Source organism: Lactobacillus sp. M0393, from assembly GCF_016102025.1.
Taxonomy (GTDB): domain Bacteria; phylum Bacillota; class Bacilli; order Lactobacillales; family Lactobacillaceae; genus Lactobacillus; species Lactobacillus melliventris.
This window is the reverse complement of the sequence record NZ_JACFPK010000005.1, coordinates 165,776-181,188: the sequence shown is the minus strand read 5'-3', so window position 1 is coordinate 181,188 and position 15,413 is coordinate 165,776. Positions and strand designations below refer to the sequence as shown.

The window sequence follows — 15,413 nt, the reverse complement described above, 5'->3', positions numbered from 1 at the left end:
CAAAATCCCTAGCAACTGCAAAAGGCAGTGGCAAATTCGCTTTTTGCTATTAGTGCTTATAATCATAACCAATTAGTTGGATTAATCTGAGTAGTTGGTAATGGTCTGACCTTCATTTATATCCAAGAGTTACTGGTTAATCTGCTTATCAAAGTCGGGAAATTGGTACGAAATTAATGAATAGCGTATTACAGAAATATAATTCTGTCATACAGAAAGTTTTGTTGACCGAAAATACGGGTAAAACGCGCATGTTTTATGAAAATGGTAATTCTAAGCCGTGTGATAAATACGTTTTGTTTGCTTTTTACAAAGATTCTGAGAAAAAACTATTTTCAGAACAACAAAAAGGCGTTGAACTCAACGCCTTTTTTCGTAGGGATTTTGTCTTGATCCTGATATTATTTATTTTATTGCAGCATTTCTGATGCGTAAGGTAATTCTAATGATGCATCAGCATCTAAAGTTAGATCAGCAAATTTTCCTTCTTGATACAAATTGTATGCCGCTGCACCAATCATCGCAGCATTGTCACCGCAAAGCTTTAAATCAGGCAAAATGACTTTGGGCTGAATATTTTGCGGTAAACTTGCTATTTCACTATTCATTCTGTCCCGTAAACCATGGTTAGCGGCTACACCACCCCCCATGATGAAAGTCTGCGGCTGATATTGCTTAATTGCCCTAATTGTTTTAGTTGCTAAAACATCAATTACTGCGGCTTGAAAACTGGCCGCTAAGTCATATTTATTTATTTTTTGGTTAATTTGTTCAGCGTGATGACAAGTATTAATGAATGCACTTTTTAGCCCTGAAAAAGAAAAGTCGTAATCATCTTCTTTAATCATTGCCCGGGGAAAATTAAAGGTATCCTGCCCCTGGTGAGCCCATTCATCTATTGTTTTACCAGCTGGATAATTAACTCCTAAAACTCGGCCAATCTTATCATAAGCCTCACCTGCTGCGTCATCCCTGGTATCACCAACTATTTCGAAGTGAGTTGAATCTTTTAATAATACAATCTCTGTATGACCACCAGAAACTTGCAGTGCAAGAGCCGGATAAGTAATCTCTTCTTTTAACTGCGCCGCCATAATGTGGCCCATAATATGATCAACACCAATTAGGGGGATGCCTGTAGCCATTGAGGCCGCTTTAGCTGCACTAACACCAATTAACAGGGCTCCGACTAAGCCCGGACCATAGGTGACAGCAATTGCATCGATATCATTCCAAGTTACTTTTGCTTCACTTAACGCTTCCCTGGTAATTTGCGTTATCACTTCAATGTGATGACGACTAGCAACTTCAGGAACAACGCCGCCAAAACGCTGGTGACTTTTAATTTGAGTTGCAACTATCAAGCTTTCAACTTCTCTGCCATTTTTAACAACAGAAGCCGAAGTCTCATCACAAGAACTTTCAAAAGCTAAAATCCGGATGTCTTTTTTATTTACCAATTTAATTCCCTTTCTTTTAGTCACTTGCCAATTTAAGCACCATGTTAAACGCGTTTTGCTGTGAATCCTGATAATAATTGGGCCAGACGAAAGTTGTAACAAAACCTAATTTTTGATATAACTTTTGGGCATTCAAATTATCCTCTCTAACTTCCAGGCTAAGTTCCTCACAGCCTTTTTCTTGGGCAATTTCAATTACTTTTCTAATTAAATAAGTACCTATACCCCTTTTTTGCCAAGCGGAATCAACCATTAAATTGGTAATGTGGGCTTGCTTAAAATCAATGCGGACACCAATTAGCCCAACTACCAATTGCGACTGCAGCACAAGTAAATAAAGTGAATTCTTTTTGCCCAATTCAGTTTGAAAAATTGCTCTATTCCAAGGCTCCTCTCCTTGATATAAACTTTGCTCAAGTAACAATATCGCAGAAATGTCCTCAATTTGCGCTTGTCTAATATTCAGGATAGAGTGATTGATAATAAATTTTTCAGGAATAAAGTCAACAAACTTTTTCTTTGGCGCTACAAACAAAAAAGGCCAGAAATACTTAAACTTCTTCCACATAGTTACTATCAGGTTTATATGCTTCTCCGGTCTTTTTATGCCAATCAATTTCAGCCTGTGTGCGCCGTAAATAGTTTGGCAACAACTGATCAGGATCATCGGGTTGAGCATTCACAGCCAGCTTGCCTATTAAGCCGCCATGAACAAGATTTTGTTTTTCTGTCCCAAAATTAAAGGGAATATTTATCTTTTTGATGGCCTCTTTTTGTTTTTCAAAGCCAGAACCAACATAAATAACATTTTCCAGATTGTTATCTGCACAATATTCTGCTACTGCGCTTAAAAGTGTGTCAATATGATAGTGCCCATCAGGTATTACACATTCAGGACCCCAATCATCTTCCTTATTGACATAAGCACCCGCAAAGTAATTATCATTACGAGCATCAATTCCAGCCACTATTAAAGTGCCTTCTTCTGCACAACTTGCAGCCAGTGCTTGTAAAGTAGATATGCCTACTACCTCTTTATGTAAAATGCTGGCAAACATTTTTACCGTAGTTACACCAATCCGTAATCCAGTATATGACCCTGGTCCAATTGCAACGGCAAAACGATCGATTTCTGCCAATCTTAGATTATTTTCTTTCAAAATTTCGGCAATTAATGGATCCAAATGCGCGCTGTGATTACGCTGGTCAAATTCATTCTTTTCCGTAATTATTTTAGCATCGTCATTTAAAGCCACACTTAAATTATTTGTCGCGGTCGACATACTCAAAATTTTCATTCTAAAATATTTTTACTCTTTTCGAAAATTACCTGTTAATCCTAACCCTTGAAATTGCGTTCAAAACAAAATAACTAACAATCATTTCCACCCAGGGGGTGATAGCTTCCTTCGGAATTCGCTGAATAAGCGCGACAGAGTAGTCCATACCATATAAAAGATGAACCCAAAGTGTATTTAAGCCGATATTAACAACAACTGTCACTAATAAAGTTGCCAAAATAATGCGCCAAATTTTGACTGGCTTTTGATAAAATACCAAGCCATAAATAAACGGACCAATCATTGCACTGAGGGTAAAGCCGATAAAAAAGCCCCCTTGATTACCGAATAAAGCCGATGAAACCAAATCACTGATTCCACCGCCAACGCTGCCCCATATAGGTCCAAATAAGAATCCCAGCATTACGCTTCCGATAAAGCCCAAACTTACATGAACAACAGCTGATCCGACTGTAAAACGACTAAGAATGATCTTCATTGCGACAATAATTCCTAAGAGTACAAGATCACGCAATTCGACCTTAAACATTTCTTTAATAGTCATTTGGAGCACTTTCTTTCTTTAATTAAATTATGTTAGAACACAAAAAATAATTATATTATACTTTGCGCCAAGTTAGTTCACAAACAGCTTTATCCTTTTTGTCTTCATCCGCAATCGCATGAAATGATTTTATAGTGCCACCATCTTTGATTAAGTTTACACATGCATATGGCGTTTGCGCATAACGGACCTCAAGATTAAATTTAATATCAATAGTCTTGACGACATGATTTTTTAAAAAATCGCGGTCAAGCGTATCAAGAAACCAATTAAAATAGTGACCATTAGTCATGTGATGGTTGGTATCCAAATCATCATAGCGTACGCGATACTGCCGTTTTTTCTCGTAATTTTCCTGGACCCGCAGTCTTGGAAAACGAGGCAGCTTTTTCAAGAGGGGTATTCCCAATTCAGCCATCATTTCTTTATCAGTTGATACTAATTTGCGGGTCTTTAAATCAAATAAAACCCATTCACTTTTTACTGTTATCAACTCATTTCCAGTCTGATCGGTAAATACATAATTTCTATATTCCAAAAAACGGTTATAGCCAAATGGCTCAGTTGTAAGTATAATTTCTTCATTTGGATGGGGCAGGCGGGCAATTTCCATATGATATTGCGTCACGACCCAACCTAATCCCCTTTTGGTCAAGGCGTTAGTACTACCATTACCTGAATCTAATTGATGCTCCGAAACACTCATCATCAAATCAATCATCGCAGGTAATTTTAAATTTTTATTTTCATCACATTCATAATAATTTACAATATGTTTTTCACTGTACTTCATAATTTCACCTACTTTTGATGATAACGTTCATATAACTCATTTTTTGAAACGTGATTTTCCTGAGCAATCTCCTTAATTGCCATTTTTTTGCTTTTTCCTTTAGCAACCAACTGCTCTACTAACGCAATTAGTGCAGTCCAAGATAATTTTTCAGCTTGCTTGGTATTTGGTGAAACCAAAATCACAAATTCACCTCTCGGCGCATTTTGCTCAAAATAAGTAGTTACTTCACTGATTGTACCACGAACAAACTCCTCGTGAATCTTAGTCAGTTCTCTGGCGACAACAATTTGACGCTCAGAATCCAGAATTTCGGACAAATTATTAAGAGTTTTAACCAATCTATGTGGTGCTTCATAAAAAACAGAAGTTGCGCGTGCTTTATTCATTTGTTCAAAAAAGGATTTTTGCTCACTCTTTTTCCGCGGTAAAAATCCATAATAAGTAAATGGCTGAGCATCAAAGCCAGAGGCAATCAAGGCAGTAGTAAAGGCGGAAGCACCTGGTAAAGGGACAACTGGAATATTATTTTTGATACACTCTTGCACCAAGATATATCCCGGATCAGAAATGACGGGCATTCCAGCGTCACTAATTTCTGCGATAACTGCACCCTTCGTCATTAATTTAATCAATTCGGGCGCTCTTTCCTTTGAATTATACTTATGAAAAGAAAGCATATGATTATGGACCCCAATTTTTTCAAGTAGGATGCCACTTGTTCTGGTATCTTCAGCTGCAATATAATCAGCTTCCTGTAAAACTTTTTTTGCTCTAATTGTAATGTCTTCCAAATTACCAATCGGAGTTGGCACTAGATAAAGCTTACCATTTTCTTGGGCATAACTACTTTGCCTCTGCATTTGATCAGTCCTTTAATGTTTCTTCTTTTTTTCACCGAAATTATCAAGAATATCCAGGCAAAACATGCAGTCTGTATTAGGATCACGGTGAGAGCCATAGTACATATTGCAAATATGATAACCTGAGCTGTAAATTTGCCGCAAAGATTCAAGGCCACTTTGAGTTTTTACGGTACTATTGTGGGCATTATTCATTTTGTCCATTTTTTCGCGCAGCAATTGATTCTCTACTTTTAATTCAGTATTTTCTTTTAAAGTCTCTAAAATACTATTCTCTAAACTTTCGATTGTTTTGGTCATGCTGACCATCGAATCGTGAAGCTGCTCCAACTTTGAATATGAATCCACCACGAACACCTACCGTTTCCACTGCAAAGCAAGAAAATCAAGTAAATTACGAAAACTAACATTGCTGTACTGCATCTTATCAATTTCAAGCAAATACTTTAGCATTCTTGCTCCATCATCTTGATGATTATTGTCTAAATCCTCTTGTGCCCATTTCTTAAGTAAAAAGAGAATATAATTTTGTTCACTTTTGCTTCTTGCTATTTCTGCCAACTGGTGCGCGCTGACAAGTGATAATGAGTTGTGCTCAATCATCTCTTGGTAAAAATATTTAGTATCTTTATCTAATTTAGTTGTATCTTCCAGCTCGCTAACTTCACTAGGACTGAAGCCATTTGCTAATAATTCCGCACTTTTACCATTCTCTTTGTCATTATTCGCAAAATTAATAATCTGAGTACGTGACCGAATTGTTGGCAAAATTTGATCAGTATTATTGGTGATTAAAATTGTAACGACAGGTGCAATAGGCTCTTCTAGTAAATTAAGCAAAGCATTAGCTGCAGGCAAAGTTAACTTTTGTGCTTCATTAATAAAAAAGAAACGGACACTGCTTTGAACCGGACTTTTAGCCAATTCTTCTTTTAAAATGCGTACTTGATCGATGCCCAAAGTTTGCTTGCCTTCGGGCTTTACCAGCAAAACATCCGGGTGATTGCCTGAAATAATCTGCCGGCAGTTTTGACAAGTACCATCTGGTTTTTTACTACCACTACAATTAAAAAGACAGGCTAACCAATAGGCTGTATTTAAAGCCTGAATTTCATTAGCATCAACGAATAAGTAACTGTGGGCCAGTTTATTTTGTTCAAATGCCTGACGCAAAAATTCAGTTTGCTTCTGGCCCGCTTCCTTAATATTGACAGACATTAGAATTGCTTAAATTCTTCAACAGGCAAGACAAAGCAAGTAGCCCCACCAACTGTAATTTTTATCGGTTGACTACTAATATCAAAGCCTGTCATTACCATATTCGGATTCATATATTCTTCACGTGATTTGGATTCATCCTTGATAATACGCAAAACTTGTTTAACATGCTTATCATCTATACCGATAAGAAAGGTCGTATTACCTTCACTAAGAAATCCACCTGTTGTAGCAAGTTTAGTTGCGCGAATACTCTCTTTAACAAAGGTACGCTGCAAACGGTTAGCATCTTCTTTTTGAACAATTGCAACTATTAATTTCATCTTAATCAGTCCTTTAACAAATCTGCTGGTAATCGGTTTGCAATTATTTTAACACAATCCTCTACAACCAAATTGAGTGGTTTATTTGCATTAACTACCACTATTCTTTTAGGATAAGCTTGATTTACTTCTTGATAGCCCCGGTAAACTTTTTGATGAAAAATTAATTTTTCCTGTTCCAAACGGTCTTCTTGACCAGCTCGTTCTTGGGCAATCCTGTCTAAGCCAATTTGCGGTTTAACGTCGAGAAAAATAGTGAGATCAGGTTCAATTTTACTGGTGGCAAAATCATTAATCTGTTTCACAGCGGCAATACCCAAATCTCGTCCTGCTCCTTGATAAGCAAGTGAACTATCAACAAATCGATCAGAGAAAACTACCTTACCAGCTTTAAGAGCCGGTATCACAGTTTCAAACATGTGTTGGCTGCGAGACGCTGCATAAAGCAATGCTTCAGTTTTAGCGGACATTTCTTCATTCACAGGATCCAAAATTAATTGCCGAATTTTTTCTGCAATTTTTGAGCCTCCAGGTTCCCTAGTTACTAGATATTGTGTCTTAAGTCTAGGACCTATTTGAGCTACAACTTGCTTTAAAACTGTACTTTTTCCTGACCCATCCGGCCCTTCGAAACTGATAAAATAACTTTTCATAAAACTCTCCATGTTTCTATTTTACAAGAGTTCTCTTTATATGAACACCCCAACGTACTTTTAATTTTTGTGCAAAATAAAAAGTCCTTTCACTAAGGACTTTTTAGTCTGAAATCGCATTAGAAAAACCACTAAATCTTGTATGACGATGACGAGCTTCATTATATAAAAAAGAATATTTTGCTCTTAAAATTTTACCTGATACCACGTTATCCTCAGACATATCAAGTGTCGTTGGATCAAGATTTTTTTGAACAGCAATCTGCTCCTGCAAATCTTCAATTGTGGTCATTAGCAATTCGTCACCCATTTTTTTAACTTTATTACGAGCCATTAGATTGAAGTTCTCCCTTGTACCGCTCTTTTTAAAGTAATCGAATTAGCATATTCAATATCACTACCGACAGCCAAACCAGCAGCCAGGCGGGTTACTTTAATTCCAGCAGGCTTAATTAGTTTGCTAATATACATCGCTGTTGATTCACCTTCGGGAGTTGAATTTAAAGCTAAAATAACCTCTTTGACATCATCCTGTTTTTGCAAGCGAACAATCAGTGACTTAATATTAATTTCTTCTGGCCCAATACCATCCATTGGTGATAAAACACCGTGCAGAACATGATATAGACCACTATATTCACCCATGTCTTCAAAAGCCATCACGTCTTTAGGCTGTTCAACCACCATAATAGTCGACTGATCACGTTCAGGATTACTGCAGATTAGGCACGGATCCTTTTCCGTAATGTTGCCACAAATAGAACAGCGATGAAGCTTTTCTTTTACCTCTGTTAGTGCTGTACTAAAGCCGTGAACATCTTCATCTGGCATATCAAGAGTATAAAAAGCAAGCCTTGTTGCTGTTTTTTCACCAATACCAGGTAATTTCATATAAGAATCAATTAAATGCGCAATCGGTGCTGGATATTGCAATTAAATCATACCCTTCGTATACTTGCCTAAACTTTGCTGCGTAGCTTGATCAATTTCTTGCAGACCTTTGTTAACGGCATCAATAACTAAATCTTGCAGCATATCTGGATCATCCGGATCGATTGCATCCTTATTAATGGTAATATTTTTTAATTTACGATCACCACTAAAAGTAGCTACGACTAAATCATCTGCAGATTTGCCCACAAATTCCTGGGCGGTAATATTTTCTTGTTCCTGAGCCATTTGCTCTTGCAATTTTTTGGCCTGTTTCATCATTTGTTGCATATTCATACCGCCCATGGCACCAAAATTAGGTCTTTTACTCATTATCTTTTCTCCTTAAATTTTAGTCTTTAACATTTACTGTGTCACCAAATAACTCTTTGGCTTTATCCACTATCTGCTTATCTGATTCAGCCTGTTCTGATTCTGAATCTTTTTGCTTTTGCTTATCAAGTAATTCTTTACCATGTTTCTGTATAAATTCTTTACGTACTGTGGCCCAATCTTCATCAGGTACTAGCACTATTTCATAACTATGCTTAGTAAATTTAGCAATTTCTTCAGTCAAAATATCTAATAAATTGCCATCTTCACTAGCTTTTTCAAACCAAAGGGTGTATTTACATTTCATTACTACTTGATTCGCACTAGCAGCAACCGGCTCAAGTACATCTAACAAAGCTCTTTGCGAAACACCCAAAACAGATTGCAAATCGGGCCAAACATTTTTGATAGCGGTGAGGTCATCCTTCGTGGCATTTTCTAACACATGGTAAACTTGCTTACGATTTTGTTGATTGGCCTTTTTTCGGTTTTTATTTGCTTTTTTAGGTTTTGCGGCAGACATTATTTTAGAACCTTTGCCATTGTTTTTATCAAATCGGTCGGCTGCAGCATTGTCAAGATGAAAAATCTGATCGCTGTTCCTAGTTTGTTTTTTACTTAAACTGGCAACTTTTTTGGTTAAAGCCGTAACTTGCTTCTTTAATGCTGCTATTTCTTTCGTCAAATCCAGGTCAGCATTTTGAGAATTGGTAGACCCTGATATAACATTCTTAGAGTCCGCCGTACTAGCCTTTTTCCCAGCACATTCAACTACAAATACTTCTAGCGGAATTTGCTGCTGATTAGTATAACGTAAATCATTTAATGCGGTATTAGCCGCAGTAATCAATTGAAAATAGCGTTCAGGAGCAACTTCTTTAATCTGATCAACAAAGTCGTCGCTTAGAAAGAAATTTTGGCTACTGTCATTGGTTTTAATAACCATTAAGGCATTAGTCGCCATTTCAATAAGTTCATCTAAAATATTTTTCGTACTAGCACCATTAGCAAGTTCGGTTTGTGCTAAAGATAATGCTTTAGTTGCATCCTCATTCAATATAGCTAATAAAATCTGTTCAATTTTTTCTTTAGCGGCAAATCCAGTTATTTCAAGAGCCGAATCATACTCAACTTTGTTTTTGTCAAAACTCAACAGTTGGTCTAAGATACTCAAAGCATCCCGCATACCACCATCAGCTACCTGAGCAATCACAGCCAAAGCCTTATCTTCATAACTGATCTTTTCTTGCTCCAGTATATACTTCATTCGCTTTTCTAGGTCAGCTTGAGAGATACGTTTGAAATTGTAACGCTGAGTTCTTGATATTATTGTTGCCGGCACTTTTTGCAGTTCGGTAGTAGCTAAGATGAAAACAACGTGCTCTGGCGGTTCTTCTAATGTTTTAAGCAAAGCATTGAATGCACCCATTGACAACATATGGACTTCATCAATGATATATACTTTGTATTTACCTTGAGTTGGTGCGTATTTTACTTTATCTCTGATGTCGCGTATTTCATCAACACCATTATTGGAAGCCGCATCAATCTCCATAATATCCGCCATTGCACCTTTATCAGCTGCCAGGCAATTAGCACATTTATTACATGGTTCACCGCTTTGCAGGTTGGTACAATTCAAAGCTTTAGCAAAGATCTTGGCACAGGAAGTTTTCCCAGTACCACGTGGCCCAGCAAATAAAAAGGAATGGGAGATTGTACCGCGCTTAATTGCATTTTTCAAAGTATCCGTAATATCATTTTGACCAATCACACTAGCAAAAGTGCGCGGTCTCCATTTGCGGTATAACGCTTGATAAGCCATTGATCAGTCTTCCCTAGTAAAAAACTCTTAACTCTTGCGAAAGAGTTAAGAGTTTGTAATTATCTAATAAAAGGCACATGCCCGAGCAACCTTAGTGCTGCTACCTTCCGGTCCTGACACGCTTTGGAGGTCAAACATTGCCCATAAGATATATTACCTTATTTTACAGTATTTTTCCACTAATTTGCGAAATTTTTACCAGAGTCTTTTGCTGCTTTCTGCTTTTGTCTGATCTCTTTGAAAAAGCTTTTCAGCATTTGACTGGCTTCTTCACGATATAGTCCACGAATTACATGGGGATGGTGGTTAAATTTAGCTATTTCAAAAAGGTTAACCACGCTGCCAGCTGCACCAGCTTTAGGATCAAGTGCCCCAAAAAAGACATTTTTAATGCGGGAATTAATAATTGCACCCGCACACATTGGACAAGGTTCTAAGGTGACAAAAAGACTACAGTCAATTAAACGCCAGGTACCAAGCTTTGAACAAGCTTGCCTGATTGCAATCATTTCGGCATGTTGCGTCGCGTCTTGGTCTAATTCTCGCCGGTTAAACCCTTCTCCAATAACTTGCCCATCTGGCGCAATTATTACGGCGCCAATTGGAACTTCCCCCAAGCTTTGCGCTTTTTCGGCCTGTTTAAAAGCTAGTTGCATAAAATTCTTTTTGTCAGCGCTTGAAAATGGCATTACCTATTCACCGCCTGCAATACATAGTAACCTTTATCTCTTTTTAATATCACACAGTTGCCAAAAGTTTTAATTAGCAATTTGCGCGCACTGGGTTCTCCCTGCTTCTTCTGAATTACGGCTAACAAAACGCCATTTTGGATAAGGTGGCTCTTGGCACCATTTAAGATATTAGAAATAACGCTCTTTCCTGCTCGAATAGGCGGATTAGTCACAATTAAACCAAATTTTGGTTCGTCAGAAACATTTTCGTAAACATCTGACTTATAAATATTGACATTTTTTATTCCATTAACTGCAGCGTTTTCTTTTGCCAGAACCAGTCCTCGCTCGTTAATATCAACCATATCTACAGTTTGATCGGGCCAAAATTTGGCTGCAAACAGTCCAATAGGACCATAACCAGTTCCGACATCCAGAATGTTATTTTGAGGGAAAACAATGTTTGCCATTTCTTTAATTAAGACACCTGAACCGTAATCTATGCGCGTTTTTGAAAAAACTCCTGCATCAGTAGTAAATTTAAGATCAATCCCATTAACTTGATAGTCAATGACACGTTCATTATGCGCGGAAGTAGGATTTTCAGTGAAATACATTTGATTTTCTTTATCAGTCATAATTTGCTCATTTCTTAAAACCTTATCTAATTAATTTTAGCGGACAATAGTATTTTTGCAAACAAAATAAAAATCTAACTATGTTAGAAACCTATTTCAAAACATAATTAGATTTATTATTTTTATAATTAAAACTTTTATTTAAGTTTAGTAATTAATAAATTACACCAACTGAAGAATATATCTGCTCGCTTTCATTTTCTGCTATTGCACCCAGACCAATTGTTTTGGCACTCGGATCGAGTAAAATGTCACGGTGACCCCAATTAGATTCAGCATCATTATAGATATATTCGTAAATCATATTGTCAGCAACTAATGCACTGCTTGCGTTTTTCGTAGCATCAAGCAAACTATTGTCTGAGTGGTTCACGTCTACACCCCAAGGAAACATTGCTAAGCATTCCGCTGTACTGTGACGCTTGACTCCTGCTTTATTAAAGAAATCATTCAAAATGAAATTGCCAGCGGCATCAACATGTGCAAAATTATCAGGCAATAATTTTGTTCTATTTTGAACTACTTCATCAAGATTAGCATCTTCACTAACAGCATTAAGTCCACGTTGAGCTCTTTCTTCATTCAATTTTTTTAAAAATTCTTGTCTAAATTCACTAAGAGAAAAACTTTCAATTTTTGCGTTCTTTTTAGCAGTCTGAGTTGTATTCGTATTGGTCGAATTTGGTGGTGTTACTTTATCTTGGGTAGCGGAAGGGTTTGTCGGATTTGCCGGCAACTTTTGTGGTTTTTTAGCTTTCGCTTTTAAAGTAGTAACATCTTTGGCCAAAATCAGCTCATTTTTAGTCACAAAATAAAACTTCTTACCTCTTATTTTGGTGGCTTTTTTAATAACAGTTAATTTTCTGCCTTTTTTCAAAACTTTTTTCTTTAACTTGCGCCCTTTATTGTTATATAGATTTGCTTTTCTTTTGACCTTCACCCTTTTTACTGCTGGCGCTTTCAAGACGATACTGCCTGAAACTGACTTAGCTGCAGTAATCCTTGAATCAACAAATAACCCACTTGCAATACTTGTGATTGCTACTGCTGCAGCCACAAGTTTATGATAATTAATCTTTTTCATTTACTTCTCCTTCTATTTTTTGTACATTTTAAATCAATAATAGCACTAACCATTTTATAATTAAATAACTATCTTTTTTATTATTTTATAAGGTGATAAATGTGGTTATATAATTTAGATGTATTGTAAAACTAATACATTAAGTAATATAAAAAGGACGTACCTGCTTATCGCAAATACGTCCTTTATTAGCTTGGTTAGCTAGACTACAATTATTTAACTGTAACTGTAGCGCCAACTTCTTCAAGCTTAGATTTAATGTCATTAGCTTCGTCTTCAGAAACGCCTTCCTTAACGTTCTTAGGAGCGCCATCAACAAGATCTTTTGAGTCCTTAAGGCCAAGTCCAGTAATATCACGGACAGCCTTAATAACCTTAACCTTTTCTTGGCCAGCTTCTGTCAATTCAACATCAAATGATGTCTTAGCAGCAGCTTCGCCACCAGCAGCACCTGCAGCAGCAACTGGAGCAGCAGCAGAAACACCAAATTCATCTTCAATAGCCTTTACTAGGTCATTTAATTCAAGAATTGAAGCACCTTTTAAGTCTTCAATAATCTTATCAGTATCTAAAGCCATACTTATTTTATCCTCCAAAATTTTTAGATATAAATTACATTATTTATTCTGCAGATTCATCTTTTGAATCAGCAACAGCTTTAACAGCATATGCGAAATTGCGTACTGGAGCTTGTAATACAGAAACAAGCATTGACAGTAAACCTTCGCGTCCAGGAATGGCAGCAAGCTCTTTGATTTCTTCTTTAGAAGTCAATTTGCCTTCTAGCATACCACCCTTAATGTCGATAACATCATAATTATCTTCGTACTTAGAAACAATACGTGCTGGTTCAGTAATATCTTCAGCATTATCAGTATAAATTACAGCAGTAGGACCAACAAAAGTCTCTTCAAGGCCTTCAATACCAGCCTTAGCAGCAGCACGTCTTAAGTAAGTATTCTTAACAACCTTCATGTTAACGTCGTTTTCACGAAGTTCCTTACGCATGTTAGTAACTTCTTCAACAGTTAAGCCAAGGTAATCAATTACCAAGATTGCTTTTGCAGCTTTAAGTTCTTCAGCAAACGCGTCAACGAACTTCTCTTTTTCAGCAATAGCAGCTTTACTCACTCGATTTCACCTCCATCAAATTAATAATAAATTCCATCAGGCCCAAATAAAAACTCCATGCCAAGAAAGACATGGAGCTTCAAACTCTTCATTATCTTCTGGCCTCGGCGGGAAATTAAGGCGTCATGCCACCCGAGTCTTAGGTAGAATTTACTTTATTAAATATAACAGGATTATATTCTAAATGCAAGTTAATTATTTTTCTTTCGGATCAGGCTTAATTAATTCGAATAATTCACCCGAAGTTTTATAAATTACCCAACTCGCCAAGTTCACAATGTGATCGCTAATTCTTTCAAGTAATCTAATAATGACAAAATAGCTGGCAGAAGCCACTGCAGCATCAGGTTCTTGTTCAACTCCGTCTATAATCATTTGTCTGGCGTTTTTATAATCCTTATAAACTTTGGCATGACCAAGTACCATTTGTCTGGCATCATTTTCATTTTCCTGAACATAAGCCGTTAATACTTGTACCAGCATCTCGCGCACCTGATGAGTCATGTTGGAAATTATCTTTTCAACATCTGGCAGACGTGGATTACCTTTAACTCTGACAGTTTCAATAGCAATGCTATTAGCATTTTCTCCTATTCTTTCTAAGTCTGTTGTAGCTTTTAAAATGCTGATAACAACTCGGAAGTCAGTCGCAACCGGCTGCTGTAAAGCCATTAGTTCCAAAGCCTTTTTTTCTATTTTAACAGCCTCTTTGGCAACTTCCTTATCTTCCGCAATCATTTGTTGCGCTGCTTTTTTATCATGTTCGACGAAAGAACGCGTACCTCTATCGATCAGGTCATTAACTAAAACTCCCATCTCCATAAACCGAGCATTCAATTTCTTCAATTCGTCTAAAAATATTTCGTGCATAATCCACCTCCAAATTTAGCCAAAACGGCCATTAAGATAATTGTTTGTCATTTCTTTCTTAGGTGACAAGAACATTTCCTGTGTCGAACCAGATTCGATCAACTCACCATTCATTAGAAAAGCTACTTGGTCTGAAACCCGACTCGCTTGTTGCAAGTTGTGTGTCACCATGATGAAAGTATATTTTTGCTTTAATGCCATTAACGTTTCTTCAATTTCAGAACTTGATATTGGGTCTAAAGCAGAAGTTGGTTCATCAAGCAAAACCACTTCCGGCCTAATTGCCAGCGCCCGGGCTATGCAGATACGTTGTTGTTGTCCTCCTGAAAAAGCAAGGGCATTGCGCTGCAGGCTATCTTTTGTTTCGTTCCAAATTGCAGCTTGCTTTAAACTTTCTTCAACTCTCTGCTCAATCAGTTCCTTATCTTTGACCCCAGCTATACGCAAGCCGTAAGCGACGTTATCAAAAACTGAAAACGGAAACGGTGTTGGTTGCTGGAATACCATACCCACTTTCTTACGTAAAGCAACTAAGTCGATATGAGAATGATAGATATCTTTACCTTCTAACAAAATTTCACCGGTGATTTTAATATCATCAATATCGTCATTCATGCGATTTAGGCAACGCAAGAAGGTTGATTTGCCGCAACCAGAAGGCCCGATCAAGGCGGTCAATTTTTGGGCAGGAAATGCTAAACTAATTCCATGTAAGGCTTCAAAATTGCCGTATTTAAGTTTAACATTTTTTGCCTCCATTACATTTGTCATTAATA

21 protein-coding genes, 1 other RNA gene and 1 other annotated feature are annotated in these 15,413 nt (G+C 37.1%); all 22 genes read right to left on the bottom strand.

Going from position 1 to position 15,413, the window contains the following annotated elements; all coding sequences use genetic code 11:
* Positions 1-410 precede the first annotated feature (410 nt).
* Entirely contained in the window at positions 411-1,460 is a 1,050-nt protein-coding gene (gene tsaD, locus H3R29_RS05755) for a tRNA (adenosine(37)-N6)-threonylcarbamoyltransferase complex transferase subunit TsaD (RefSeq protein WP_198202672.1), read from the bottom strand.
* Positions 1,461-1,476: 16 nt separating this feature from the next.
* A complete protein-coding gene (rimI, locus tag H3R29_RS05750; RefSeq protein ID WP_198202673.1) occupies positions 1,477-2,028 on the bottom strand; it encodes a ribosomal protein S18-alanine N-acetyltransferase in 552 nt (183 codons plus the stop codon).
* The gene (gene tsaB, locus H3R29_RS05745; RefSeq protein ID WP_198202674.1) at positions 2,012-2,758 is read right to left on the bottom strand and encodes a tRNA (adenosine(37)-N6)-threonylcarbamoyltransferase complex dimerization subunit type 1 TsaB; all 747 of its coding nucleotides are present in this window, start codon (positions 2,756-2,758) and stop codon (positions 2,012-2,014) included. Before tsaB ends, rimI begins: the two co-directional genes overlap by 17 nt.
* A gap of 28 nt (positions 2,759-2,786) precedes the next feature.
* Positions 2,787-3,305, bottom strand: coding sequence for a folate family ECF transporter S component (locus tag H3R29_RS05740; protein WP_198202675.1), 519 nt, complete (start codon positions 3,303-3,305; stop codon positions 2,787-2,789).
* A 55-nt stretch (positions 3,306-3,360) separates the two neighbouring features.
* The gene (locus H3R29_RS05735; RefSeq protein ID WP_198202676.1) at positions 3,361-4,098 is read right to left on the bottom strand and encodes an acyl-[acyl-carrier-protein] thioesterase; all 738 of its coding nucleotides are present in this window, start codon (positions 4,096-4,098) and stop codon (positions 3,361-3,363) included.
* A gap of 8 nt (positions 4,099-4,106) precedes the next feature.
* Positions 4,107-4,961, bottom strand: coding sequence for a 16S rRNA (cytidine(1402)-2'-O)-methyltransferase (gene rsmI, locus H3R29_RS05730; RefSeq protein ID WP_046325266.1), 855 nt, complete (start codon positions 4,959-4,961; stop codon positions 4,107-4,109).
* A 12-nt stretch (positions 4,962-4,973) separates the two neighbouring features.
* Positions 4,974-5,309 (bottom strand): DNA replication initiation control protein YabA, encoded by a 336-nt coding sequence (yabA, locus tag H3R29_RS05725; RefSeq protein ID WP_034980509.1) that lies wholly within the window; start codon positions 5,307-5,309, stop codon positions 4,974-4,976.
* Between the two features lie 9 nt (positions 5,310-5,318).
* The gene (locus H3R29_RS05720; protein WP_198202677.1) at positions 5,319-6,179 is read right to left on the bottom strand and encodes a DNA polymerase III subunit delta; all 861 of its coding nucleotides are present in this window, start codon (positions 6,177-6,179) and stop codon (positions 5,319-5,321) included.
* Positions 6,179-6,502 carry a cyclic-di-AMP receptor gene (locus tag H3R29_RS05715; protein WP_046325268.1) on the bottom strand — a complete coding sequence of 108 codons (324 nt, stop codon included), beginning with the start codon at positions 6,500-6,502 and terminating at the stop codon, positions 6,179-6,181. The genes H3R29_RS05720 and H3R29_RS05715 overlap by 1 nt, the downstream gene beginning before the upstream one ends.
* 5 nt (positions 6,503-6,507) lie before the next feature.
* Positions 6,508-7,155, bottom strand: coding sequence for a dTMP kinase (tmk, locus tag H3R29_RS05710; protein WP_046325269.1), 648 nt, complete (start codon positions 7,153-7,155; stop codon positions 6,508-6,510).
* A gap of 103 nt (positions 7,156-7,258) precedes the next feature.
* Positions 7,259-7,489, bottom strand: a complete 231-nt coding sequence (locus tag H3R29_RS05705; protein WP_046325270.1) for a YaaL family protein — start codon at positions 7,487-7,489, stop codon at positions 7,259-7,261.
* Positions 7,489-8,088 (bottom strand): recombination mediator RecR, encoded by a 600-nt coding sequence (recR, locus tag H3R29_RS05700; RefSeq protein ID WP_046325271.1) that lies wholly within the window; start codon positions 8,086-8,088, stop codon positions 7,489-7,491. Before recR ends, H3R29_RS05705 begins: the two co-directional genes overlap by 1 nt.
* Positions 8,089-8,418 (bottom strand): YbaB/EbfC family nucleoid-associated protein, encoded by a 330-nt coding sequence (locus tag H3R29_RS05695; protein ID WP_046325272.1) that lies wholly within the window; start codon positions 8,416-8,418, stop codon positions 8,089-8,091.
* A gap of 19 nt (positions 8,419-8,437) precedes the next feature.
* Positions 8,438-10,243 (bottom strand): DNA polymerase III subunit gamma/tau, encoded by a 1,806-nt coding sequence (gene dnaX, locus H3R29_RS05690; RefSeq protein ID WP_198202678.1) that lies wholly within the window; start codon positions 10,241-10,243, stop codon positions 8,438-8,440.
* Between the two features lie 54 nt (positions 10,244-10,297).
* Positions 10,298-10,395, bottom strand: an RNA gene (ffs, locus tag H3R29_RS05685) — signal recognition particle sRNA small type.
* 27 nt (positions 10,396-10,422) lie between these two features.
* Complete coding sequence (gene tadA, locus H3R29_RS05680; protein WP_232352230.1) at positions 10,423-10,932, bottom strand: tRNA adenosine(34) deaminase TadA; 510 nt, start codon at positions 10,930-10,932, stop codon at positions 10,423-10,425.
* The gene (locus H3R29_RS05675; protein ID WP_198202679.1) at positions 10,932-11,552 is read right to left on the bottom strand and encodes a class I SAM-dependent methyltransferase; all 621 of its coding nucleotides are present in this window, start codon (positions 11,550-11,552) and stop codon (positions 10,932-10,934) included. Before H3R29_RS05675 ends, tadA begins: the two co-directional genes overlap by 1 nt.
* A 154-nt stretch (positions 11,553-11,706) precedes the next feature.
* Positions 11,707-12,636, bottom strand: a complete 930-nt coding sequence (locus H3R29_RS05670; protein WP_198202680.1) for an SLAP domain-containing protein — start codon at positions 12,634-12,636, stop codon at positions 11,707-11,709.
* 212 nt (positions 12,637-12,848) lie between these two features.
* Complete coding sequence (rplL, locus tag H3R29_RS05665; RefSeq protein ID WP_046325276.1) at positions 12,849-13,214, bottom strand: 50S ribosomal protein L7/L12; 366 nt, start codon at positions 13,212-13,214, stop codon at positions 12,849-12,851.
* 43 nt (positions 13,215-13,257) lie between these two features.
* Positions 13,258-13,767 carry a 50S ribosomal protein L10 gene (gene rplJ / locus H3R29_RS05660; protein WP_046325277.1) on the bottom strand — a complete coding sequence of 170 codons (510 nt, stop codon included), beginning with the start codon at positions 13,765-13,767 and terminating at the stop codon, positions 13,258-13,260.
* 38 nt (positions 13,768-13,805) lie between these two features.
* Positions 13,806-13,929 (bottom strand) — a sequence feature (ribosomal protein L10 leader region).
* 33 nt (positions 13,930-13,962) lie between these two features.
* Complete coding sequence (gene phoU, locus H3R29_RS05655; RefSeq protein WP_174794972.1) at positions 13,963-14,637, bottom strand: phosphate signaling complex protein PhoU; 675 nt, start codon at positions 14,635-14,637, stop codon at positions 13,963-13,965.
* Between the two features lie 15 nt (positions 14,638-14,652).
* Positions 14,653-15,408, bottom strand: coding sequence for a phosphate ABC transporter ATP-binding protein PstB (pstB, locus tag H3R29_RS05650; RefSeq protein ID WP_046325279.1), 756 nt, complete (start codon positions 15,406-15,408; stop codon positions 14,653-14,655).
* Between the last annotated feature and the right edge of the window lie 5 nt (positions 15,409-15,413).